Raw genomic sequence first — 20,982 nt, forward strand, 5'->3', positions numbered from 1 at the left:
GGGGCTGGCCCCCGGTCCGCCCTCTCCCTTCAGCTGTTCATCGCCGCCCAGACGCGCGACGGGCTTACCGGCATATCGATGTGATCGACGGCCTTACCGCCCGAGTTCAACGCATCCAGAACCGCGTTGACCACCGCAGGCGGTGAGCCGATGGCCCCGGCCTCGCCACAGCCCTTCACGCCCAACGGGTTATGGGTACAGGGCGTCTGACTGGAATGATCGACACCATAGAACGGCACGTCATCCGCACGCGGCATGGCATAGTCCATGTAGGATGCGCTCAGCAGTTGGCCGTTCTCGTCATAGGCGCAGTTCTCTAGCAGCGCTTGGCCGATGCCCTGACCGATGCCGCCATGGACTTGACCATCCACGATCATCGGGTTGACGATGTTTCCGAAATCGTCGGCGGCGGTGAAGGCCTCGATGGTCACCTGGCCTGTTTCCGGGTCGACCTCGACCTCACAGGCATAAGCGCCGGCCGGGAAGGTGAAGTTGGCTGGGTCGTAGAACGCGGTTTCCTCCAGCCCGGGCTCCACTTCCAGCGGATAGTTGTGCGGCACATAAGCCGTCAGGGTCACATCGCCCCAAGCCACCGATTTGTCGGTACCCGCGACGCTGAATTGACCGTCCTTGAGTTCGATATCCGCTTCGGCGGCCTCCAGCAGGTGGGCCGCGATCCGCTTGGCTTTCTCAATCACCTTCTCGGTCGCCTTGACCATTGCCGAGCCACAGACCGCAAGCGAGCGCGAGCCATAGGTGCCCATGCCAAACGGGATCTTCGAGGTGTCGCCATGTACGATCTCGACCATCGACTCGTCGATGCCGATCATGTCAGCCACAACCTGCGGGAAGGCGGTCTCATGCCCCTGACCGTGGCTGTGCGCACCAACCATGACGCTGATCGAACCGGTGGCGTTCACGCGCACCGTCGCGGCATCATAGAGACCCGCGCGGGCCCCCAGCATGCCGACGATGTTCGAGGGTGCGATGCCGCAGGCCTCGATATAGCAGTTGACGCCCAGACCGCGCAGCTTGCCGTTGGCCTCGCTTTGCGCACGACGCGCAGCAAAGCCCGCCAAATCGGCAGCGGCCTCAAGCTTGTCCATCGTCCCGTTGTAATCCCCGGTGTCATAGGTCAGCGCCACCGGCGTGTCATAGGGGAATTGAGTGACAAAGTTCTGACGGCGCAGGGCAATCGGATCGACGCCCAATTCGCGGGCGGCCTTGTCCACCACGCGCTCCAACTGGAAGGTCGCCTCAGGGCGGCCCGCGCCGCGATAGGCATCCACAGGCACCGTGTTGGTGAACATCGCCTTCACGTTCACCTGAATGACCGGCGTTTTGTAGTTGCCCGCCATCAGTGTTCCGTGCAGCCAGGTCGGAACCGAGCTGGAGAAGGTCGACAGATAAGCCCCCAAGTTGGCATAGGTGTTGGTGCGCAGGCCGATGAAGTTATTGTCCGCATCCAACGCCAGTTCTATCTTGCTGACATGGTCGCGGCCATGGGCATCGGACATGAACGCCTCAGACCGGCTGGACGTCCACTTGACCGGACGGTTGCAGGCCTTGGCCGCAAAGGTACAAAACGCCTCTTCCGCATAGTGGAAAATCTTGGTGCCAAAGCCGCCGCCCACATCCGGGGCCACCACGCGCACTTTATGTTCCGGCAGACCCAGAACAAAGGCGCACATCAGCAAGCGGATCACGTGCGGGTTCTGCGACGTGGTGTAGAGCGTGTACTCATCCGTGCCGCGCTTGTACTCGCCCACCGCCACACGCGGTTCCATCGGGTTGGCGACCAGACGGTTGTTCACCAGATCCAGAGTGGTGACATGGGCGGCATTGGCAAAGACCTCATCGACCTTGGCATCGTCGGTCTCGCCCAGTTGCCAGTCATAGCAGATGTTGTTCTTCAGATCGTCATGGACCAGCGTCGCGCCGTCCTGCGCGGCAGCCTTCATGTCGATCACCGCGGGCAGTTCCTCGATATCCACCTCGATGGCCTCAGCCGCATCGCGGGCCTGCTCAAGGCTGTCGGCCACAACGGCTGCAATCGGGTCGCCTACATGGCGCACCTTGCCCTGGGCCAGGATCGGGTGCGGCGGCTCCTGCATCGGCGCGCCGTGCTTGTCGGTCACCTCCCAGCCGCAGGGCATCCCGCCCACGCCTTCGAAATCCTTGCCGGTGAAAACCTTGACCACACCGGGCATGTCCTCAGCAGCCGAAGTGTCCACGGATTTTATCCGGCCATGCGCAATGTCGGATCGCAGAAAATGTACATAGGCCTGGCCATGTACGTTGATGTCGTCAGTGTAATTGCCCGCTCCGGTCAGAAAGCGTACGTCTTCACGCCGCTTGGAACTGGCTCCGATGCCACTGTCTTTGGGCATTGCTTGTTCTCCTCCCATAAACGGATGCTGGTGCACCCTTTGTCATCCCACGGGCGTCTCCTCTTGCGCCCGCAGTGGCATTATTCGGCAGCGATATTGCTGACGTCCTGACCGGATGCGGCCATGATCGCCTTGACGATGTTGTGATAGCCGGTGCACCGACACAGGTTGCCTTCAAGGTACTTGCGGATCTCGGCCTCGGTCGGACGTGGGTTGTCTTTCAGCAGGGCCGCAGCACTCATCACCATGCCCGGGGTACAGAACCCGCATTGCAGCCCGTGATGATCCTGAAACGCCTGCTGGATCACGTTCAGAGAACCATCGGCATTCGCCTGCCCCTCAATCGTGCCCACATCCGCGCCATCGGCCTCAAGGGCCAGCATGTTGCAGGATTTGACCGCCTCGCCATTCACGTGAACCACACACGCACCACATTGCGCAGTATCGCAGCCCACATGGGTTCCGGTCAGCGACAGGTGATCACGCAGAAAGCTGGACAGCAGCGTCCGGCCCTCGACATCACCGCTCACGGATTTCCCGTTCACGGTCATTGAGACCTGTGTCATATGTTCCTCCCAAAATGAAACTCTCCCTGCGCAGAGTTAAACACGGGAAAATTTGTTTGAGAACAAAAATATTTAGCGAGTGTTTTGGTCAGTCACTCGGTCAATCGCCAACATCTATTTCGTTGAACCGGAAAGGCAAATAACCGCCGTGTTATCCCTTACGCCCTGCCCTTGGCTGCGGTCGCGTCGGGATTTCCTTGAGCAGTCCGCCTACCCCCATCGCCGCAATATCCGTGCCTGTCGTCGCGACCCCGCAGGCAACGCGCGACAGGACCCAATCCGCCCCGTTCAACGCCGGAGACCGCGCGCATCCCGGCAACCCGATCACCGGACGTTCGCCTTGCGCCCCAAGAAACAGCAGGTTCCCCGGATCGACCGGCATTCCAAAACGGTCCACCTGCCCGCCTGCTGCCCGTACTGCTTCGGGGGCTACGTCAGACACATCTGAAGTGGCCGAACCGGTCAGGATCATCAACACATCGCCCCGCGTTTCGCCGATGGCGGTTGCAAGGGCCTCGGTCTTGTGCGGGACAACACGCACATCAGCCAGCTCCAACCCCAAGGCTTCCACCCGCCCCTGAATCGCAGCGATGCCTTTTTCGTTCGGTGGCCCGCCGGGTATGTCGGTCACAACCAACCCAGCGTTTCGGTAGACAGGCGTGGCCAGACGGACCGCGCCCTTTGCCAGACGCGATGCAACAAGAACGTCTCCGCCCGGCACGGCGTAGGAAATCACCTTGATCGTCGCGACCATGCCGCCTGCGCTCATCTGCTGATATTGCGGAACGGTGGCCACGGTGATCATCGGGTTGACCTGGTTGAACGCCTCAAGCGCGGCAACGTCCAGCACCGCGACACCCGGACCATCCGCCAACAGATTCACGCGGCCGGTGAACGGTTGCGTCACCCGCAATGCGGCTGCCTTGGGGTTTGGCACCAGAGCGTCGGCCAACATCCCGGCCGCTTTGTCTTCATGACAATCTCCCGGCTCCAGCCGAGCGACCGTAACCGAACTATGCCCGGCAGCGGCCAATGCCTCCTGATGCTCGGGCGTCAACAAGAGGCCCTTGCGCAGCTTTGTCTCTCCGGCCTTTACGGAATGGGCTAGGATCGCGCCGGCGGCCTGATCAACGGGAACGGGGCCGAACTTCACACTTTGCCCCGCAATACGGCTGTCATTTGCGCCAGAATGGACACCGCGATTTCCGAAGGGTCCGTAGCACCAATATCCAGACCAATCGGCCCGTGGATACGCGCGATCTGCGCGTCGGTGAAACCGGCCTCTTTCATCCGTGCCACGCGTTTGGCATGGGTCCGGGTCGAACCCAAAGCGCCGATATAGAAAACCCCAGCCTTAAGCGCGGATTGCAGGGCCGGGTCGTCCAGCTTGGGGTCATGGGTCAACAACACCACCGCCGTCCGCGCATCCATCCCCAGTTTGGCAACGGCCTCGTCCGGCCAATCGGTCAGGATCGTCTCACCGGGAAAGCGCGCGCTTGAAGCAAAGGCATCGCGCGGGTCGATGATAGCAGGATCGTACCCGGCGATCCTCACCATCGGCACCAGTGCCTGCGTGATATGAACAGCACCAACAACGATCAGCCGCAGCGGAGGATTATGCACCGCGACGAAGGTCTGGCCGTCTTCCTCGAAGCCAGACCGATCCATGCGCAAGCGGTCCGCATAGGCGTTGCGCCGCAGGGCGCGGTGGCCGGTCTCGATATTCACCTCATAGGCAATCGGTTCACGCCGGGCCCGAGCCTCGACCAGTTCAAATAGCATCGGCTCGGGCAGCACTTTGCCCACTGGTTCGACCAACACACGAATGGTGCCGCCACAGGCTAGCCCCACGGCAAAAGCATCCTCGTCGCTGACGCCGAACTCCAACAGCCGCGCTTCGCCTTCGTCGATTGCCTCCAGCGCCTCAACCACAACCGCGCCTTCGACACATCCACCTGAGACTGATCCCTCGATACGACCGTCGCCACCGATGACCAGCTGAGCGCCCACACGCCGAGGCGCGCTGCCCCAGGTCTCGACCACCGTGGCCAACGCGACAGGTCTTCCGTCGCGAAACCAGCGCAGAGCCGTTTCGGGGCTGTTGTCGAATCTGTCCATTGCACCCTCCCGGAGTGTTCAGCCCCAACATAGGCAGGTTTGACGGGATGAAAAGGAACCCATGGCCCAGAGGGTGATATACAGCCCTAAATAACCGAACCTTCGGCACAAAGAAGCCCGGATTTCCACGGTTTACGCAAAGGATTGATTGTCAACAGGCGTGATTCTAGCCTACACGCGCGACTGGTGCATTCCAGTATGCGCATATTGATTTTTCACAAGGGAGACAGAGAGTTGAAACGCATTTTTACACTCGGAATGGCAATTGGGATGCTGGCATCGACCGCAGTCAGCGCGGATACTTTCCTGCGCTACGGTGAGGTCGAGGGATGGAAAGTCTTCATCGATCAGGACAAGAAATCCTGCCTGATCGAAGCCGTCGATGGCGCTGAAAACGTGATTCAGATGGGGCTGACCGAAGACCGCAGCGTCGGCTATGTGGGCGTGTTCACCAAGGCTAAGACCGACATCAAACGCGGCGAGAAAGAAGCTGTAGCGATCCTGCTGGGCGACAACATCTATCTGGGCGAAGCCACCGGCATGAAGGGCAATATCACCAAAGGCTATTCCGGCGGCTATGTTCTGTCCGACGACCCTCAGTTCGCGGATGACATTGCCAAGCAGAAGGTCATGGTCGTGTTTCCCGAGAAAGAGTTCGCCTTCACCGTCGATCTGACCGGCACCTACAAGGCCATGGAAATGGCGCGCAAGTGCAACGAAGAGCAGGTGGGTGGCTAATCACCCCGAAAGCGCGGCCATCAGCCGCGCTTTCTCTCCCACGTCGTCGGGTTGTGAGATAACGGCGGCAAGATCCTCCAAAGACGCAATCGAATGGCCTGCGCGAAAACTGTCCACATGCGGCAGCATCGCCGCCACGCCCTGCGCCTTGGGCGCGAACCCATCCCAGCGCAGCAGTGGATTGAGCCATATCAGTCGTCTGGCCGAAAGGTGTAGCCGCTCCATCTCTTTCCCCAATGCCTCGGGGTCGCCCCGGTCCAACCCGTCCGAGATCAAAAGCACCACAGCGCCCTGCCCCATGACCCTGCGGGACCAGTCGCGGTTGAAGGCGTGCAGGCATTCTCCGATCCGCGTGCCGCCCTCCCAATCCTGCGCCTCGGCCCCGGCAGCGGCCAGAGCGGCATCCACGTCACGCTGCTGCAGGTGGTGGGTGATGTTGGTCAGGCGCGTGCCGAAGGTGAAGGCATGGACCTTGGCCCAACCGGCGCCTTTGGCGTTCGAAACCGAGTGCAGGAAATGCAGGATGATCCGACTGTACTGGCTCATCGATCCCGAGATATCGCACAGCACTACGAGATTGGGCCAACGCGGCTTGGGCTTCAGGCGCGCGATATTGCGCAGTTCGCCACCCTGACGCATTGCGGCGCGCAGGGTACGGGCACGGTCGATACGATGGCCCAGATGGCTGGCCTGTCCGCGCCGCGACTCGATGGGTTTTACCGGCAGCGTCAACCGCGCCAGCATACGTTTGGCCTGCGCGATCTCGGCCGTGCTCATCTGTTCAAAATCCAGACTGCGCAGCCGTTCCTCGGAGGACGCGGTTTGCGAGGCGTCAATCTCCAGCTCGGTGTCTTCTTCCTGCTCAACCGTATCGGGCAGATCGCGTTCAACGCCGTCCAACAACGCCTCGGCCGCGCGCTTTTCGGCAGGGTCGGCCTTGCGTTCTTCCTGCACGCCACGAATGGCGGGCAGCATCATGGCCATCATGTGCTCCATGTAACGCGGGTCGCGCCAATACATGCGGAAGACCTGCGCGAACACCGTCCGATGCTCGGGTCGGCTGACGAAACAGGCGTGCAGCGTCCAGTAGAAATCCCGCTTTTCCGAGAACCCGGCCGCCTGCACGGCCCGGATCGCGTCAACCACCCGCCCCGTTCCAATCGGCAGCCCTGCCTTACGCAAGGCCCGTGCAAAATGGGTGATGTTCTGCGCCAACTTGGGGTTGTCGGGGATATCGAGGGGGAATTGTTCCGCCACTACCGTTCATGGGGGCGTTGCCCCCAAACTCCCGAAGTATTTTGAAAATGATGAAGCATCAAACGAAACTGGCAGACAGGGAATGTTCTGTCATCGGTATGCGTTGGCCATCCCGGTAACAGGCAACCACGCGGATTTGTCCTTGGATCTGAGTGTTGAACCACGGCAGGTCTTCGGCGGGAACCCAGAGTTCCGTGTGCGCCTTTCCCCCGGCATCCTGAACAGGATATCTCTGCACGGCGTCAGGACTGATTTCGAACTCGGTCACGAAGCCATAGTTTTCCGGATCGGGCAGCACCGAATTCCAGTCCCGCGCGATTTTCTCGGCATAATCAAACGTGGTCACCGGATAAAAGATTGGCTGATCCGGCAGACGCGGCGGCCAGGTGGTCCAAGCGCTGTCCTTCACCAACTCCAGCTCTTTGGCCCCGGTTGGGCGGAAAAGTATCATGCAACGTCCAATTCAGCTTTCGCCTGATCCAGAATCCGTTTCGCCTCGGACCCCTGAAGTTTCTGGATGTCATCCTGGTATTTCAGGATCGTACCCAGCGTGTCGCCGATCACCTCGGGGCTGAGGTTGATCACGTCCAGCGCCAGCAGACATTTGGCCCAGTCGATGGTCTCGGCCACGCCGGGTTTCTTGAACAGATCCTCGGTGCGCAGTTGTTGAACGAAGGCCACCACCTCGCGGCTAAGCGCCTCGGCGGCCTCGGGGGCGCGGGCGTGCAGGATTTCGATCTCGCGGTCGAAGTCGGGGTAATCGACCCAATGATAGAGGCAACGGCGTTTCAAGGCGTCATGCACCTCGCGCGTGCGGTTCGAGGTGACGATGACGATGGGCGGCTCGGGCGCGTGCACTGTGCCCAGCTCAGGGATTGTCACCTGAAAGTCGCTGAGCGCCTCCAGCAGGAACGCCTCAAACGGTTCGTCCGTGCGGTCCAGTTCGTCGATCAACAGGACCGGCGCACCGTTTTCGTCGGGGCGCATCGCTTGCAGCAGAGGGCGTTCGATCAGGTACTCGTCCGAAAACAGTTCAGACTGCAACGCGCCACGATCTGCACCACCCGACGCTTCTGCCGTCCGGATTGCCACCATCTGCGCCGGAAAGTTCCATTCGTAGACGGCCGAGGAGGCATCCAGCCCCTCGTAACATTGCAGCCGGATCAGACGCCGGTTCAGACCCGCCGCCAGCGCCTTGGCGATCTCGGTCTTGCCCACCCCGGCCTCGCCCTCCAGAAACAGTGGACGGCCCAGCTTCAGCGACAGAAACACAACCGTAGCAAGCGCTCGACCACAGACGTAGCCTTGCTCGCCCAACATTTTCTGAACGCTGTCAATAGATTCTGGCTGTGTCATGTCATGTCTCTCCCTCGCCACAAAAGGTCACGGCGGCGCGCGCGCGTCAAGGCCATGGTCTTTCCGGGACTTACGGCGATCCGGTGCGTTGACAAGGCCTTTCCCGCGCGCGGCCTGTGTGATAGCGGAGGCGCCATGACCGATAGCATCACGATCCGCCGCCCCGACGACTGGCACCTGCACCTGCGCGATGGCGCGATGTTGCAGGCCGTCCTGCCCGAAACCGCGCGCCATTTTGCTCGCGCGATCATCATGCCCAACCTTGTGCCGCCCGTGGTACGCGGCGATCAGGCCGCGGCCTATCGCGATCGCATCATGGCCGCGTTGCCCGAGGGTATGACATTCGAGCCGCTGATGACCTTGTACCTGACCGAGGATACCGATGCTGACGATGTGGCCGCAGCCCATGCCAGCGGGCTGATCAAGGCGGTCAAGCTGTACCCAGCCGGGGCCACGACCAACTCGGCCTCGGGCGTGCGAGATTTCGACAAGGTGCGTCCGGTGCTTGAGAAGATGGCCGAGATCGGTCTGCCCATGTGCGTCCACGGTGAAGTTACCGATGCAGAGATCGACATCTTTGACCGTGAGGCCGTGTTCATCGACCGTGTTCTGGACCCGATCCGCAAGGCCACCCCGGGACTGCGCGTGGTGATGGAGCATATCACCACCTCGAACGGCGTGGATTATGTGAAAGCCAACGATACCGATCTGGGCGCGACCATTACCGCGCACCATCTGATCATCAACCGCAACCACATTCTGGTGGGCGGCATCAAACCGCATTACTACTGCTTGCCCGTCGCCAAGCGGGAAGAGCACCGGCTGGCGTTGCTGGCCGCTGCGACCTCGGACGATGCGCGGTTTTTCCTGGGCACCGACAGCGCACCGCATACAGATGCGAACAAGGAAATGGCCTGTGGGTGCGCCGGGTGCTTCACGGCGACAAACACCATGTCACTGGTGGCCGAGATGTTCGAAAGCGAAGGCGCTCTGGACAAGTTGGAAGGGTTTGTTTCGCTGAACGGGCCTGCCTTCTACCGCCTGCCGGTCAACGAGGGCACCATCACCCTGACCAAGGGCGAGCCCGTCGCCTACCCCGACAAGATCGAATCCGAAGATGGCCCGGTAACGGTCTTTGAGCCGGGTTTCCCGCTGCACTGGCACGTTGTCTAACCCGCCAGTCTTTTTGCCAGATCGCGGGCGCGGCCACCGGTGCGCAGCATTGACCAGATCGCGTCCGCCTCTTCGCTTCCGATCAGTTTGGCGGCCTTGCCGCGCACACGGTCTTCGCGGTCCGCCAAGCTCATCGGCGCTAACAGATCATGGGTTGCCTCAAGCCGTGCACCGTCGCGGCGCAACAGGGTCAGGTGCGCCTGCGTCTCTGACAGGGTCTCATCCGCCTCGACGGATACCCGATCCCGCAGGGACTTTAGGCGCTGGTCCGCGCAGACCTTGTCAGTAAAGCTGGCGGGCAGCGCCGTGTCATAGCCAAGCGCCTGCATGGCGATCACCGTCCGGTATGAAAACTTGGCCCCGAGACCCGTGGTCGGAGACATCTGGTTGCACACACTCATCCAGCGTGGATGTGTCTTGACCTTGATTTCGGCCACTTCTGGTTCAGCAATGTCCAGATCGCGCGCGGCTTCAAGCGCGGCATGCATGCCGTGGCAGCAGGCATGGAGCTTGTGACTAACGGCTTCGAACAACCACTCCTCACCCAGCCCGGCTAAAGCGTTTGGCGCATCCCCCTCGCCCTTGTGGGTCGCACCAAAGCCGTACTGCCCTTCCAACGCGTCCATGTTGGGTTCGAAACCTTTGGCGACCAGCAAGGCGGCCTCGACCCCGGCCGAGGCTGCAAGACCCGCGTTATACGGCTTGCCCATCGTCCCGAATTGCGCCTTGAGGCCTGCGGCGCGGGTCGCCGTCAGGCCCAGCACCTTGCGCATCTGTGTGACGTCAAAACCCAAAACGCGGCCCGTAGCAACGGCGGCTCCGAACGCTCCTGCCGTCGCCGTCTGGTGGAATCCCGCCTGATAGTGGTCGCGGCCCAGCCACAGACCCATGCGGATCGAAACTTCCATCCCCACCAGCGCGGCCTCGAGGAAGTCGACAAGAATGCGGTCATCCCATTCGGTCAGCGCCAAAGCGGCGGGTAAAACTGCAACAGAAGGGTGCCCGATATGGGCAAAATGCGTGTCGTCATAATCCAGCGCGTGCGACACGGTGCCGTTGACCAAGGCCGCCCCGCGCATTGGGGCCGCACCGCCGCCAAACAGATGCGCCTGCGCAGCGCCCTCCTCGCCCAGCACGAGGTCACGCACGGCTTCTGAAACCGGCTCAGCAACCCCGGCACGCCCAACGGCAATCCAGTCCAGAACGGACAGAGAAGTAACGACCCGTGTCGGCAAAGTCGTCTCGACAGGGCCTGCTGCGAACGCAGCCAGAGAATTGGAAAAATCGCTCATGGGCGCAGTCTAGCGCGCGCCGGTTGCGGGTAAAGACCTAGCTGTACAAATCCGCAGCGCGAGCCTCGAACGCCTGAACGATCCGGTGCATGGCCTCGTTGAAGACAACCCCGATGATGCCTTGCAGGATGGCGTTCTTGAATTCGAAATCCACATGGAAGGACACATTGCACCCGCCCTCGGGCGCGTCCGCGAACTGCCAGTCGGATTTCATGTATTTGAAGGGGCCGTCCAGATATTCGGTGTCGATCTTCATCTGATCAGGGAACAGCGTCACCCGACTGCCGAACCGTTCGCGGAAGACCTTGAAGGAAATGACCAGATCAGCCTCCATCACCTGCGCCTCGCCCGCGACATAGGTCCGGCGGATACGGGCAGCGGCGCACCAGGGCAGAAACTCGGGGTACTTCGCCACATCCGCGATCAGGTCGTACATCTGCTGCGCCGTATACGGCAGGTGGCGGGTTTCCGAATGAGTAGGCATGGCGTCCGGTATTAACAGGTGACAATGCCGCGTGATTTCGTATGTTGCGCGCCAAAGATCAAGGGGGCAGCGATGAGCGACCGTGCATATGTGATAGATGAGATGATCTCGGCCAAGGCCATCGCCGCCCGGATCGAGGAGCTGTGCCGCGAGATCACACAGGAATTCGGCAACACCGACAAGCTGGTCGTAGTCGGCCTGCTGCGCGGCAGTTTCGTTTTCATTGCCGATCTGGTGCGCGAGCTGGATCTGCCCATCGAGGTGGATTTCCTGGAGGCGTCCTCCTATGGCGACTCGATGGAAAGCAGCCGAGAAGTTCGCATTCTCAAAGACTTGCGCGGCGCAATTGAAGGGCGTGACGTTCTGGTGGTCGAGGATATCGTCGATACGGGCCATACGTTGAACCACGTGACCAAGCTGCTGAGCAGTCGCAAGCCTGCTCGACTCAAATCCATCGCCCTGCTGGACAAACCCAGCCGTCGCGAAGTTGATTTCCGGTCTGACTGGATCGGGTTCGAGATTCCGGACGAATTTGTCGTGGGCTACGGAATCGACTACGCGCAGCGCAATCGCAACCTGCCCTTTATCGGCAAGGTTCGCTTTACCGAAGATTGAGCAAGTCTAACGCCAAGTTATTTGACACACCCTAAAATCCAAACTGCTCATACCAAAACAATCAGGCTCAGCTTCTGTAACAACGTCATTCGAATTCTTAAAATCGAATATCAATGGGCAACTGGTTAGACTGCAGATTAACCTTCCGAGACAAGAGGAGGTTTCTGCCAATGAAGCTGTTGACTGTAGCTGTTGTGACCGCCAGCGTGGTGGTCTTGTTTGCCGGAATTGCCGACGCCAAAGACAACAAGGGTAAAGGCAAAGGCGTTGAGAAAGCCAAAGTCGAAAAACCGATAAAGTCCAATAATGGTGTCTCGGTTCCGCCAGGCCAGATCAAGCGGTACACACGCGGCCAGAAGTTACCCAACGATTTGGATTTCGACTACGTTGATGATCTGGACGGCTGGAAGCTAAAACCTCTGCCCAAAGGACAACGCTACATCCGCGTGGATGATGAAATTCTTTCGATTTCTGACGACACCCAGACGGTGATCGATGCGGTGGGAATAGTCAGCGACCTTGTTAACTGACTTATTGCCACAGCAGGGATCGGATTGATTCCACAAACACTGCGACGCCCACTGGAATGATTTCATCGGGGAAATCATAATCTGGGTTGTGCAACTGCGGATGGGTCGTCCCAGCACCCAACCAAAACATCGCCGCCTTGGCCCCTTTGCCGAATTGCCCGAAATCTTCTGAGAACTTCTGCGGGTTGGACGTCAACGCGCAGGACACGTTTGTTTCCATACAGGCTCGACCCAGAAGTTCAACGGCTTCGGGTGCGTTCACGCAGGATTCGAACACGTCTTCATAGCCGATCTCATACCCCAGCCCCTGACCCGCCGCGGCCCGCGCCACCAGCGCCTCGGCCTCGTTCATCAGGTTCTGCATCCGCGCGTCAGCGACAGTGCGCAGGGTCACCCAAAGCTCGGCCCGACCGGGGGCAACGCCAAATGTTGGTTCGCCCAAGTTGACATGTGTCACCGTAGTCAGGGCAAAATCGGCGTCCAGAGCACCACCCTTCCCCAAGGCCGCCAATTGCGGCATCAGGGAGGCCAGCGCCCCGGCCGGTGACACTCCATCTTGCGGTGCTGCCGCGTGTGACGTCTTGCCGGTCAGAACAATCTTCATCCCGCGAGAGGCGCAATTGGCAGGCCCTTCGCACAGCAATACATCCCCTTGTGCCAAGCCCGGCAGGTTATGCAAAGAAAACACAAAATCAGGTGCGATTTCGGCAAACTTTGGGTCGGCCCGAAAGGCGATGGCTCCCTGCCCGGTTTCCTCGGCCGGTTGGAAGATCAGCACCACGCGGCCCATTTCCGGTCGGGATTGGGCCAGTTGCTCAGCCACGCCCAGAACCATCGTCATATGACCGTCATGGCCGCACAGATGCCCCTTACCCGGAACACGCGAGGCATAGTCCTCGTCAGAGATTTCCTGAATCGGCAACCCGTCCAGTTCGCACCGAACGGCAACGGTTGGTCCAGCCTGTCCGCTGTCGAAAATGCCCGCCACACCATGCCCGCCGATACCCGTCAACACCTGATCGGCACCGCGGGCACACAACTCATCGGCAATCCGGGCAGCGGTTTGCTCCTCCTGCCCGGAAATCTCGGGGTATTGATGCAGTTCATGGCGCAGCCGGGTCAGCCGGTCGAGTGTGTCGGGGGTCACCCTTGTTCCAGCTTTTTCTGGCGCGCATCGCGCAGGCGGGCAAAATCATCCCCCGCGTGATAGGACGACCGGGTCAGAGGCGTCGCGGAAACCATCAGGAAGCCCTTGCCGTAGGCCGCCTTCTCGTAAGATGCGAACTCCTCGGGCGTGACAAAGCGATCAACGCCGTGGTGTTTCGGCGTGGGCTGCAAATACTGACCGATGGTCAGGAAATCGATATCGGCAGCGCGCATGTCGTCCATGACCTGACGGACTTGCTGCTCGTCCTCTCCCAAGCCGACCATGATGCCCGATTTGGTGAAGATCGACGGGTCCATCTCTTTGACCCGCTGCAACAGGCGCAGCGAGTGGAAATAGCGCGCACCCGGGCGCACTTCGGGATAGAGGCCCGGAACGGTTTCAAGGTTGTGGTTGAATACGTCGGGTTTCGCCTCGACCACAACTTCCAGAACCGAAGGATCACATTTCAGGAAGTCCGGCGTCAGAATTTCGATGGTCGTCTTGGGCGAGCGGTGACGTACCGCACGGATGGTCTGTGCGAAGTGCTCCGCACCGCCATCTTCCAGATCATCCCGGTCAACCGAAGTGATGACCACGTGGTTCAGCCCCAGTTTCTGCACTGCATGCGCCACTCGACCGGGTTCAAACGCATCCAGATCGTCCGGGCGACCGGTGGCGATGTTGCAGAATGTGCAGCCACGGGTACAGATCTCACCCATGATCATCATGGTGGCGTGACCCTGGCTCCAACACTCGCCAACATTCGGGCACCCGGCCTCTTCGCAGACGGTCACGAGGTTGTTCTCGCGCATGATTTTGTGGGTATCGGCATACCCTTTTCCACCCGGAGCCTTCACGCGGATCCATTTCGGCTTTTTCGGCTGCGCATTGTCCTGGCGATGCGCCTTTTCGGGATGACGTTGTTCGGGGATCTTCAGATCACGCACGGTCGGCTTTCCTGACTTGGGGTCACTTTGCTTCGACATAATATAAACTGCAGTGGTTAGCTACGCCACCCGTGCATAGCTGCCATAACAGCGCACTATGCAATTGCAGAAAAACACCTGACAAATCACGACTAATTTCCATTACAAACAGCGCGCTTTGTGGTCTCTGCCAGATTTCGCGATTGCCGCAACTATGACGTTGAAGCCAATTTAGAACTGTTTTAAATCTTCGGCAGTTCACAGATGAATCACAGGAAATTGAGCATGAAATCCGGTACTAAACTGCCTGACGTAACCTTTCACACCCGCGTCCGTGACGAGGCCGTCGAAGGCCCCAACCCGTTCCGTTGGGAAGACAAGACCACCGCAGATTACTTTGCTGGCAAACGGGTGATCTTGTTCTCGCTGCCCGGCGCATTCACCCCCACCTGCTCGACCTACCAGCTGCCCGGTTTTGAAAACGGCTATGCCGAATTCAAGGATAAAGGCATCGATGAGATCTACTGCATGTCGGTAAATGACAGCTTTGTTATGAACAAATGGGCACAGGACCAGGGTCTGGAAAACGTCAAGGTCATCCCGGATGGCTCGGGCGAATTCACCCGCAAGATGGGTATGCTGGTCGACAAGGACAACCTGGGCTTCGGAATGCGCTCGTGGCGCTATGCCGCCATCGTCAACGACGGTGTAGTCGAGGCATGGTTCGAAGAGCCCGGCCTGATGGATAACTGCCCCGAAGACCCCTATGGCGTGTCCTCGCCGGAAAACCTGAAAAAGCACCTGGACGAAGCCAAAGAGCCGGCTCTGGCCTAAGCTTTTCTAGTATCCATTGCAAAAGACCCGCCATTGGCGGGTCTTTTCGTTTTCAAGTGCGCGTGGCCGTCACGATACTTTCGCCGACCCGTTGGATGACCTCGGCGAGACCGTCGAACCAGTCCTCTTGTCCGGTTGACGCACGCCGCACCAAACCAACCGTCCGCGCCGGTTGAGGTGTACTGAAACGCATCAGTTTCAGTCCCGGCACAGCCTCGGATTCTGACCGCGCCGCAAGCTCGGGCATCAGGGTCAGGCCAAAACCTTCGGCGACCAGTCGGGACAGAGTGGCCAGCGACGAGGCACCCATATTGATCAGCCCGCTGCTGCGGTCCTGCCCACAAACCTCAAGCGCCTGATCCGTCAGGCAGTGGCCATCATCCAGCAGCATCAACTGCGCGGTTTTCAAATCCAGTGGCCGCAGGGCTTCGGGGTTTGTTGCCATGCCCTGCAAACGCGCCGTGCTGCCGGCCAGAAGAAACCGATCCTGAAACAGAGGCAGTTCAAACAGCTCATTTCCTCCAGCCGGCAGAGCCATGACACCGGCGTCGATCTCTCCGGCACGCAGCATGGTCAGCAGGCGTTCGGTTCTGGCCTCGCGCACCTGCACGCGCAGCGACACGTCCGAGGCGCGCAGACCGGCCAGAACGCCGGGCAGCAGATACGGCGCGATTGTCGGAATGATGCCAATCGCCAGCGATCTGTGCCCGCCCGAGCGATCCCTGGCAAATTGATCCAGCCTATCGGCGGCCCCCAGAACCTGACGCGCATGATCCAGCACATCGCGCCCCAACGGAGTCAGCAGGATGTCGCGCGCCTGACGTTCAAACAGCGGGCCGCCCAGACTTTCCTCCAGTGCCTTGATCTGCACCGACAAGGCGGGCTGCGACACATGACATGTCTGCGCCGCCCGTCCGAAATTACGCTGTTCCGCGACGGCGCTGAAATATTGCAACTGTCTGAGGGTAAAATTCATAACCTGTGACTATCACTTGGCCACACGAACGCAACCAAAACATATCACCCGATCATGCGATTGCGCTCTGACTGGCATTCGTAATGCCGCTTGAGACGTTGCAGCGCGATCCGCAGTACGATTTTGCCCGACCGCGCCGACCATCCCATGCGTTTCTCTGCCAGCTCCAAGCCTTCGAGGTAACAACAGCAGCGCAGCGCCACGTCGCTCAGCCCCGGCCCGAGATCCGACAAGGCGTGCTCCACGCGATCGCGCGCATCGGACGAGCCCCGCCCGCCATAGGCCTCGCTTTTAAAACTGCCTCGCCCTCCGGCGGTCAGGAAATGGTCCCAGTTCTGCGTGACCTGAGGGCCGATTTGCGCCAATTCAAAATCCTCACGCAGACGTTCACCCGCAGCCACCAGCGATTCATCCAGAAACGGCTTGCCATCCCGATCCCGTCGACGGGCTAAAGCAATCAGGGGACTTTCCGCCGCGCTGTAACGAATGCGCCGTGGCCGCTCCGGTTTCGCCGCCGCGCCCTGCCCCGGTGCCATTTGAACCTGAAAAGACGCCGGTGCCTCCGCCATGCCAAACTCACTACGTTCGCGGGCCTTGTTCTCGGCCTCGGCAATCAGTCGGCTCAGCGCGGACCGGCCTGCCGAAGAAATGCGATAGCGCGAAATCCGACCGGGATTGTCGCAGGAAATCCAGTCCTTCAGGGCCAGCGCCTGCGCGATTCTGCACTCCACTACGGCCGTTCTGGTGGCCCCGGTGTCACCGGTATCGCGGACCACAACGGCCTTGTCCATTTCCTCGGCCACCGCCAGAACGGAACCGGTTTCGCACAGCCGCCGCAGAATGCGCAGGGCCTCGCGGTTGAATTCCTCGTCCTTGGCGGCTGCGGTTTCTTCCTGCGTAATGGGAAACGTGTCGCCCGCGCTCGTATCCGGATCGGCGAAATGCGTCTCGGCCAGTGATTGCAGAGCGGCGTCCACCAAAGGATCGTCGCGGCGCATTTCGATCCGTCTGATTTGTCTGAGAATGGTCGAAGCATGGCACCCCGCAGATCGCGCGATATCGCGGATCGACTGGCCGGTCTCTGTGTGGGCAAGATACCTCTGTGCCCCTTCAGGTACCCAAGCCGGAATGGTGAAAGCCATGTTATTTTCCATAGTTCCTTGCCCTTGTCGAAACAACAATCTGTGCTCAATCGCCCCCGATGAGTTTGTTAACCAATTCTAACTAGAGCTGCTTTCGTTACTCGTTCGTTAACCCGCGGGGACAAGAACCAGATTTGATTCAAAAACATAAACACTCATGAAGTCAGAGTTCGGCGCGAACCCAATCAAGGCAACACCCGCTTAGGTTGTGTGACAAAAGGGGCAACTTCCACCCGAACAAGGAACCTCTGAAATGCAGGACCTGATGACCATGATTACCACCCTACGCCGCCCCCGCCTGTTGGCTCGGGCCGCGAAATTCGGGGCGCAGGACTATGATCGGGAACGGCATCTACAACGTATTCTGGGATACGGTTCGTTGCCAGGAACCGGTGCGGCACTGGTTCGGCTGATGGAAATGGAACGAGAGGTTAACGCGCAGCGGATGGAGGAAGACGCAGCCTATTCTCTGGTGCGCCATTTGGATCTGCTGATTGCATTGTTGGGCGAGGCGCAGCTGTATCAGGCCAGCCACGCCTCGCAATATCAGTGATCAGGTGAAGGCGTCCGGCATGGATGCTTTCTTTTCCGCCACGTATTCATTCAGCGCAGCGTTAATGGCCGGGTCGAGTTGCGGCTGCTGGTAATTAGCCAGCAGATGCTCGACCCGTGCAGCGCCCAGTGTGCGTGTGTCACGCTCGCCTTCGTCTTCCCAGGTCTCGAAGGGTTTGTAGTCCAGAACCTCGGACTTCCAGAACGCCTCTTTGAAATTCGCCTGCGTATGGGCGCAACCCAGATAGTGACCACCGGGGCCGACTTCGCGGATCGCTTCCATCGCCTGAGCGTTCTCGTCATACGCAACGCCTTTGGCCAGACCGTGCAGAACGCCAAGCTGGTCGGCATCCATGACGAACTTTTCAAAGTCGGCAACCAGACCGCCTTCCAGCCAGCCGCACGAATGCAGCATGAAGTTCACGCCGGCCATCAAACCCATGTTCAGCGAGTTTGCTGTCTCGTAAGCCGCCTGCGCGTCGGGCAGTTTGGAACCACAGAACGACCCGGCCGAGCGGAACGGCAGGTTCAGACGTCGCGCCAACTGGCCCGCACCGTAGGTAACCATCGATGCCTCAGGCGTACCAAATGTCGGCGCGCCAGAGTTCATATCGATCGACGACACGAAGGCACCAAAGATCGCAGGCGCACCAGGGCGGATGATCTGACTATACGCCACGCCAGCCAGAACTTCGGCCAGAACCTGAGTCAGTGTCCCTGCAATCGAAACCGGCGCCATTGCGCCACCCACGATAAAGGGCGAGATGATGCAGGCTTGATTGTTCTTCGCATAAACTTCCAGCGCGCCCATCATCACGTCGTCGAAGGTCATCGGCGAGTTGATGTTGGTCAGCGAGGTCATCACCGTGTTTTCCTGAACGAACTCTTTGCCGAACAGAATCTCGCACATCTCAACCGAATCCTGTGCGCGGCTGGGATCGGTGACCGAACCCATGAACGGCTTGTCCGACAGGGTCATGTGCGCCATCAGCATATCCAGGTGGCGCTTGTTCACCGGAACGTCAGTCGGCTCACACACGGTCCCGCCCGAGTGGTGCAGCCACTTGGACATATAGGCCAGTTTCACGAACTTGTTGAAATCGTCCATGGTCGCATAACGACGTCCGCCATGGATGTCCCGTACGAACGGAGGACCGTAGACCGGTGCCAGAACCAGGTTGCGACCGCCGATGACTACCGATTTTTCGGGGTTGCGGGCGTGCTGGGTAAACTGGCTGGGCGCCGTCTTGATCAGTTCACGCGCCAGACCGCGCGGGATACGGACGCGCTCACCGTCGACATCGGCGCCGGCGTCTTTCCAACGCTGCAATGCGCCCGGGTTGTCCACAAAGTTGACGCCAACCTCGGCCAGAATGGTTTCCGCGTTGGTTTCAATGATCTCCAACGCTTCTTCGTTTAGAACCTCGAAATTCGGAATATTCCGTTCGATGTACTTTGCCGTTTCGATACGAACCGCGGTGCGCTCGGCCCGGCGGGCGGCTCCGCCACCGCCTCTGGCTCTGCGTCGGGTGTTTGCCTCTGACATGAGATAATCCCGTTAGTCTGTTCACGTTGCAAATTGTGTTACCGGAACCGAAAATCACACCGAACGTGGATAACGGCGCAATCGGGGTAAAAGCGACATGTTCGCCAGTTCGATTTTCTTTTTGACCCCTATTCCGTGATGCTCATGATAAGAGCATGGATCCGGAATCGCAAAAACCACCCTCCGCCGAAGTAGAGCGCAAGTCACTTGATGCGGCCGAAATTGGGGCCGTGGCACACCTTTACAGAGGCGAGGTATACCGAAGCACCATCTGGCGCACGCGGCTGGATACTACGACCAATTGGGCGGTAGTCACGCTGGGCGTCGCGCTGTCGATTTCCTTTTCCTCGCCCGAGGCTTCACCACTGCCGCTGGTGCTTGTGGGTGTACTGATCATCCTGTTTCTGATGCTCGAAGCGCGGCGATACAGGTATTTCAATGTATGGCGCGCCCGGGCCAGATGGCTCGAGACACATTTCTACGCTCCGCTGCTTTATGATGGCGACCTTCACATGGAGGAGAACTGGCAAAAGGTTCTGGCGCAGGATTACCTGCATCCGCGCTACCACGTGAGTCTCATGATCGCGATCGGGCGACGAATCCGCAGGAACTATCTGTGGATTCTGCTAATCCAGAGCCTGGCCTTCTGCGTCAAGATCTCGGTCCACCCGACCCCGGTCGAGAGTTTCCCTCAGGCCATCGACCGCGCTGATGTAGGCCCCATTCCCGGAGAGGTCCTCATAATCACCGGCATATTCTACATTCTGTGCTGGTCCGTCATCGCAATCTGGAGCTATCGGGCAGATGGCAACCGCGCCTCTCGCCGTGGCAGTGAAAAGTCGGAATCAATGGGTTAGAGACAGGTTCAGAGTGCTTTTTCCAGTGCAACAGAATTGCCGCTGACTTCTGTTTCAAGCCAACCCAGATGAGCATAGATCGCGCGTGTATCCGTCATAAGGCGGTGGGTACGCAAAACCATACGCGTACATCCGACCTCACGCGCTTCGGCCTCGGCCCGTGCCAGCAGTTTTCCGGCAACCCCCTGCCCTTGCGCGTTTGGCGAAACGGCCAGATTGAAAACCTTCATCTCGTCACCTTGCTGGGCAAAAATGATCACCCCGGCCAACCCGGTTCCTGCAACAGCCAAAACCACCCGATGATCTGAGATATCCTGTTCAATACCCGCCGTTACATCCGGTAGATCAGCAATGGTTTCGCGCGCTTTGGAATAGGCGGCTGCGATGCATTCGGTGATCGCCTCGGCGTCTTCCTGTGTCGCATTCTTGAACCGAATGGTGGTCATTGATCTGATCTCCTTGCGTATCTGGCCTGAAACGCCT

22 protein-coding genes are annotated in these 20,982 nt (G+C 59.6%); 7 read left to right on the top strand and 15 right to left on the bottom strand.

The window, feature by feature from the left end; all coding sequences use genetic code 11:
- Positions 1-29: 29 nt before the first annotated feature.
- The 4 genes from ACR0KW_RS01815 to ACR0KW_RS01830 all read right to left on the bottom strand — a co-directional run bounded on the left by ACR0KW_RS01815 (position 30) and on the right by ACR0KW_RS01830 (position 5,074).
- Positions 30-2,390 (bottom strand): xanthine dehydrogenase family protein molybdopterin-binding subunit, encoded by a 2,361-nt coding sequence (locus ACR0KW_RS01815; RefSeq protein WP_480803474.1) that lies wholly within the window; start codon positions 2,388-2,390, stop codon positions 30-32.
- Positions 2,391-2,470: 80 nt separating this feature from the next.
- The gene (locus ACR0KW_RS01820) at positions 2,471-2,956 is read right to left on the bottom strand and encodes a (2Fe-2S)-binding protein (protein WP_480803475.1); all 486 of its coding nucleotides are present in this window, start codon (positions 2,954-2,956) and stop codon (positions 2,471-2,473) included.
- A 151-nt stretch (positions 2,957-3,107) separates the two neighbouring features.
- On the bottom strand, positions 3,108-4,109 hold the full coding sequence (locus ACR0KW_RS01825) for a molybdopterin-binding protein (RefSeq protein WP_480803476.1): 1,002 nt from the start codon (positions 4,107-4,109) through the stop codon (positions 3,108-3,110).
- Complete coding sequence (locus ACR0KW_RS01830) at positions 4,106-5,074, bottom strand: XdhC family protein (RefSeq protein ID WP_480803477.1); 969 nt, start codon at positions 5,072-5,074, stop codon at positions 4,106-4,108. The genes ACR0KW_RS01825 and ACR0KW_RS01830 overlap by 4 nt, the downstream gene beginning before the upstream one ends.
- A 234-nt stretch (positions 5,075-5,308) precedes the next feature.
- Here ACR0KW_RS01830 and ACR0KW_RS01835 point away from each other — a divergent pair, with 234 nt between their 5' ends.
- Positions 5,309-5,812 (top strand): hypothetical protein, encoded by a 504-nt coding sequence (locus tag ACR0KW_RS01835; RefSeq protein WP_480803478.1) that lies wholly within the window; start codon positions 5,309-5,311, stop codon positions 5,810-5,812.
- Here ACR0KW_RS01835 and ACR0KW_RS01840 read toward each other — a convergent pair whose 3' ends face one another.
- Genes ACR0KW_RS01840 through ACR0KW_RS01850 form a run of 3 tightly spaced genes read right to left on the bottom strand, consistent with a single transcriptional unit; the run spans position 5,813 to position 8,425 of the window.
- A complete protein-coding gene (locus ACR0KW_RS01840) occupies positions 5,813-7,069 on the bottom strand; it encodes a vWA domain-containing protein (RefSeq protein WP_480803479.1) in 1,257 nt (418 codons plus the stop codon).
- 58 nt (positions 7,070-7,127) lie between these two features.
- The gene (locus tag ACR0KW_RS01845) at positions 7,128-7,520 is read right to left on the bottom strand and encodes an ADP-ribosylation/crystallin J1 (protein WP_480803480.1); all 393 of its coding nucleotides are present in this window, start codon (positions 7,518-7,520) and stop codon (positions 7,128-7,130) included.
- Positions 7,517-8,425 (bottom strand): AAA family ATPase, encoded by a 909-nt coding sequence (locus ACR0KW_RS01850; protein WP_480803481.1) that lies wholly within the window; start codon positions 8,423-8,425, stop codon positions 7,517-7,519. Before ACR0KW_RS01850 ends, ACR0KW_RS01845 begins: the two co-directional genes overlap by 4 nt.
- Positions 8,426-8,560: 135 nt before the next feature.
- On the opposite strand from ACR0KW_RS01850, the gene pyrC reads away from it, so the two are divergent.
- Positions 8,561-9,598 carry a dihydroorotase gene (pyrC, locus tag ACR0KW_RS01855; RefSeq protein ID WP_480803482.1) on the top strand — a complete coding sequence of 346 codons (1,038 nt, stop codon included), beginning with the start codon at positions 8,561-8,563 and terminating at the stop codon, positions 9,596-9,598.
- On the opposite strand, the gene ACR0KW_RS01860 is transcribed toward pyrC, so the two are convergent.
- Positions 9,595-10,890, bottom strand: a complete 1,296-nt coding sequence (locus ACR0KW_RS01860) for an MmgE/PrpD family protein (RefSeq protein ID WP_480803483.1) — start codon at positions 10,888-10,890, stop codon at positions 9,595-9,597. The genes pyrC and ACR0KW_RS01860 overlap by 4 nt on opposite strands.
- Positions 10,891-10,927: 37 nt before the next feature.
- Positions 10,928-11,374 carry a type II toxin-antitoxin system RatA family toxin gene (locus ACR0KW_RS01865; RefSeq protein ID WP_480803484.1) on the bottom strand — a complete coding sequence of 149 codons (447 nt, stop codon included), beginning with the start codon at positions 11,372-11,374 and terminating at the stop codon, positions 10,928-10,930.
- Positions 11,375-11,446: 72 nt separating this feature from the next.
- On the opposite strand from ACR0KW_RS01865, the gene hpt reads away from it, so the two are divergent.
- Together hpt and ACR0KW_RS01875 are read left to right on the top strand one after the other, a co-directional pair.
- Complete coding sequence (gene hpt / locus ACR0KW_RS01870; protein WP_480803485.1) at positions 11,447-11,989, top strand: hypoxanthine phosphoribosyltransferase; 543 nt, start codon at positions 11,447-11,449, stop codon at positions 11,987-11,989.
- A 170-nt stretch (positions 11,990-12,159) separates the two neighbouring features.
- On the top strand, positions 12,160-12,519 hold the full coding sequence (locus tag ACR0KW_RS01875; RefSeq protein ID WP_480803486.1) for a hypothetical protein: 360 nt from the start codon (positions 12,160-12,162) through the stop codon (positions 12,517-12,519).
- A 1-nt stretch (position 12,520) separates the two neighbouring features.
- On the opposite strand, the gene ACR0KW_RS01880 is transcribed toward ACR0KW_RS01875, so the two are convergent.
- Both ACR0KW_RS01880 and lipA read right to left on the bottom strand, forming a co-directional pair.
- The gene (locus tag ACR0KW_RS01880; protein WP_480803487.1) at positions 12,521-13,666 is read right to left on the bottom strand and encodes an amidohydrolase; all 1,146 of its coding nucleotides are present in this window, start codon (positions 13,664-13,666) and stop codon (positions 12,521-12,523) included.
- A complete protein-coding gene (lipA, locus tag ACR0KW_RS01885; RefSeq protein WP_480803488.1) occupies positions 13,663-14,613 on the bottom strand; it encodes a lipoyl synthase in 951 nt (316 codons plus the stop codon). The genes ACR0KW_RS01880 and lipA overlap by 4 nt, the downstream gene beginning before the upstream one ends.
- 264 nt (positions 14,614-14,877) lie before the next feature.
- On the opposite strand from lipA, the gene ACR0KW_RS01890 reads away from it, so the two are divergent.
- Entirely contained in the window at positions 14,878-15,426 is a 549-nt protein-coding gene (locus tag ACR0KW_RS01890; protein ID WP_480803489.1) for a redoxin family protein, read from the top strand.
- Positions 15,427-15,478: 52 nt separating this feature from the next.
- On the opposite strand, the gene ACR0KW_RS01895 is transcribed toward ACR0KW_RS01890, so the two are convergent.
- Together ACR0KW_RS01895 and ACR0KW_RS01900 are read right to left on the bottom strand one after the other, a co-directional pair.
- On the bottom strand, positions 15,479-16,402 hold the full coding sequence (locus ACR0KW_RS01895) for a LysR substrate-binding domain-containing protein (RefSeq protein ID WP_480803490.1): 924 nt from the start codon (positions 16,400-16,402) through the stop codon (positions 15,479-15,481).
- Positions 16,403-16,446: 44 nt separating this feature from the next.
- Complete coding sequence (locus ACR0KW_RS01900; RefSeq protein ID WP_480803491.1) at positions 16,447-17,556, bottom strand: DUF6456 domain-containing protein; 1,110 nt, start codon at positions 17,554-17,556, stop codon at positions 16,447-16,449.
- Positions 17,557-17,797: 241 nt separating this feature from the next.
- Between ACR0KW_RS01900 and ACR0KW_RS01905 the strand changes: the two genes are divergently transcribed.
- On the top strand, positions 17,798-18,097 hold the full coding sequence (locus tag ACR0KW_RS01905; protein WP_480803492.1) for a DUF6477 family protein: 300 nt from the start codon (positions 17,798-17,800) through the stop codon (positions 18,095-18,097).
- On the opposite strand, the gene ACR0KW_RS01910 is transcribed toward ACR0KW_RS01905, so the two are convergent.
- Complete coding sequence (locus tag ACR0KW_RS01910; protein WP_480803493.1) at positions 18,098-19,642, bottom strand: trimethylamine methyltransferase family protein; 1,545 nt, start codon at positions 19,640-19,642, stop codon at positions 18,098-18,100.
- A 155-nt stretch (positions 19,643-19,797) separates the two neighbouring features.
- Here ACR0KW_RS01910 and ACR0KW_RS01915 point away from each other — a divergent pair, with 155 nt between their 5' ends.
- Positions 19,798-20,499, top strand: a complete 702-nt coding sequence (locus ACR0KW_RS01915; protein WP_170324741.1) for a DUF2270 domain-containing protein — start codon at positions 19,798-19,800, stop codon at positions 20,497-20,499.
- A gap of 8 nt (positions 20,500-20,507) precedes the next feature.
- Here the strand turns inward: ACR0KW_RS01915 and ACR0KW_RS01920 are convergent, their stop codons facing one another.
- The gene (locus ACR0KW_RS01920) at positions 20,508-20,945 is read right to left on the bottom strand and encodes a GNAT family N-acetyltransferase (RefSeq protein WP_480803494.1); all 438 of its coding nucleotides are present in this window, start codon (positions 20,943-20,945) and stop codon (positions 20,508-20,510) included.
- Positions 20,946-20,982: the final 37 nt, after the last annotated feature.

It is taken from the genome of Ruegeria sp. CG11 (assembly GCF_056537245.1).

Bases quoted from the DNA above. Each gene is read 5' to 3' on its own strand.
- ACR0KW_RS01875 (WP_480803486.1), top strand. From the start codon at position 12,160: ATGAAGCTGTTGACTGTAGCTGTTGTGACCGCCAGCGTGGTGGTCTTG.
- ACR0KW_RS01905 (WP_480803492.1), top strand. From the start codon at position 17,798: ATGCAGGACCTGATGACCATGATTACCACCCTACGCCGCCCCCGCCTG.
- ACR0KW_RS01865 (WP_480803484.1), bottom strand. From the start codon at position 11,374: ATGCCTACTCATTCGGAAACCCGCCACCTGCCGTATACGGCGCAGCAG.
- ACR0KW_RS01900 (WP_480803491.1), bottom strand. From the start codon at position 17,556: ATGGAAAATAACATGGCTTTCACCATTCCGGCTTGGGTACCTGAAGGG.
- ACR0KW_RS01845 (WP_480803480.1), bottom strand. From the start codon at position 7,520: ATGATACTTTTCCGCCCAACCGGGGCCAAAGAGCTGGAGTTGGTGAAG.
- ACR0KW_RS01815 (WP_480803474.1), bottom strand. From the start codon at position 2,390: ATGCCCAAAGACAGTGGCATCGGAGCCAGTTCCAAGCGGCGTGAAGAC.
- ACR0KW_RS01890 (WP_480803489.1), top strand. From the start codon at position 14,878: ATGAAATCCGGTACTAAACTGCCTGACGTAACCTTTCACACCCGCGTC.
- ACR0KW_RS01915 (WP_170324741.1), top strand. From the start codon at position 19,798: ATGGATCCGGAATCGCAAAAACCACCCTCCGCCGAAGTAGAGCGCAAG.
- ACR0KW_RS01830 (WP_480803477.1), bottom strand. From the start codon at position 5,074: ATGGACAGATTCGACAACAGCCCCGAAACGGCTCTGCGCTGGTTTCGC.
- ACR0KW_RS01895 (WP_480803490.1), bottom strand. From the start codon at position 16,402: ATGAATTTTACCCTCAGACAGTTGCAATATTTCAGCGCCGTCGCGGAA.
- ACR0KW_RS01910 (WP_480803493.1), bottom strand. From the start codon at position 19,642: ATGTCAGAGGCAAACACCCGACGCAGAGCCAGAGGCGGTGGCGGAGCC.
- pyrC (WP_480803482.1), top strand. From the start codon at position 8,561: ATGACCGATAGCATCACGATCCGCCGCCCCGACGACTGGCACCTGCAC.
- ACR0KW_RS01920 (WP_480803494.1), bottom strand. From the start codon at position 20,945: ATGACCACCATTCGGTTCAAGAATGCGACACAGGAAGACGCCGAGGCG.
- ACR0KW_RS01860 (WP_480803483.1), bottom strand. From the start codon at position 10,890: ATGAGCGATTTTTCCAATTCTCTGGCTGCGTTCGCAGCAGGCCCTGTC.
- ACR0KW_RS01820 (WP_480803475.1), bottom strand. From the start codon at position 2,956: ATGACACAGGTCTCAATGACCGTGAACGGGAAATCCGTGAGCGGTGAT.
- hpt (WP_480803485.1), top strand. From the start codon at position 11,447: ATGAGCGACCGTGCATATGTGATAGATGAGATGATCTCGGCCAAGGCC.
- ACR0KW_RS01850 (WP_480803481.1), bottom strand. From the start codon at position 8,425: ATGACACAGCCAGAATCTATTGACAGCGTTCAGAAAATGTTGGGCGAG.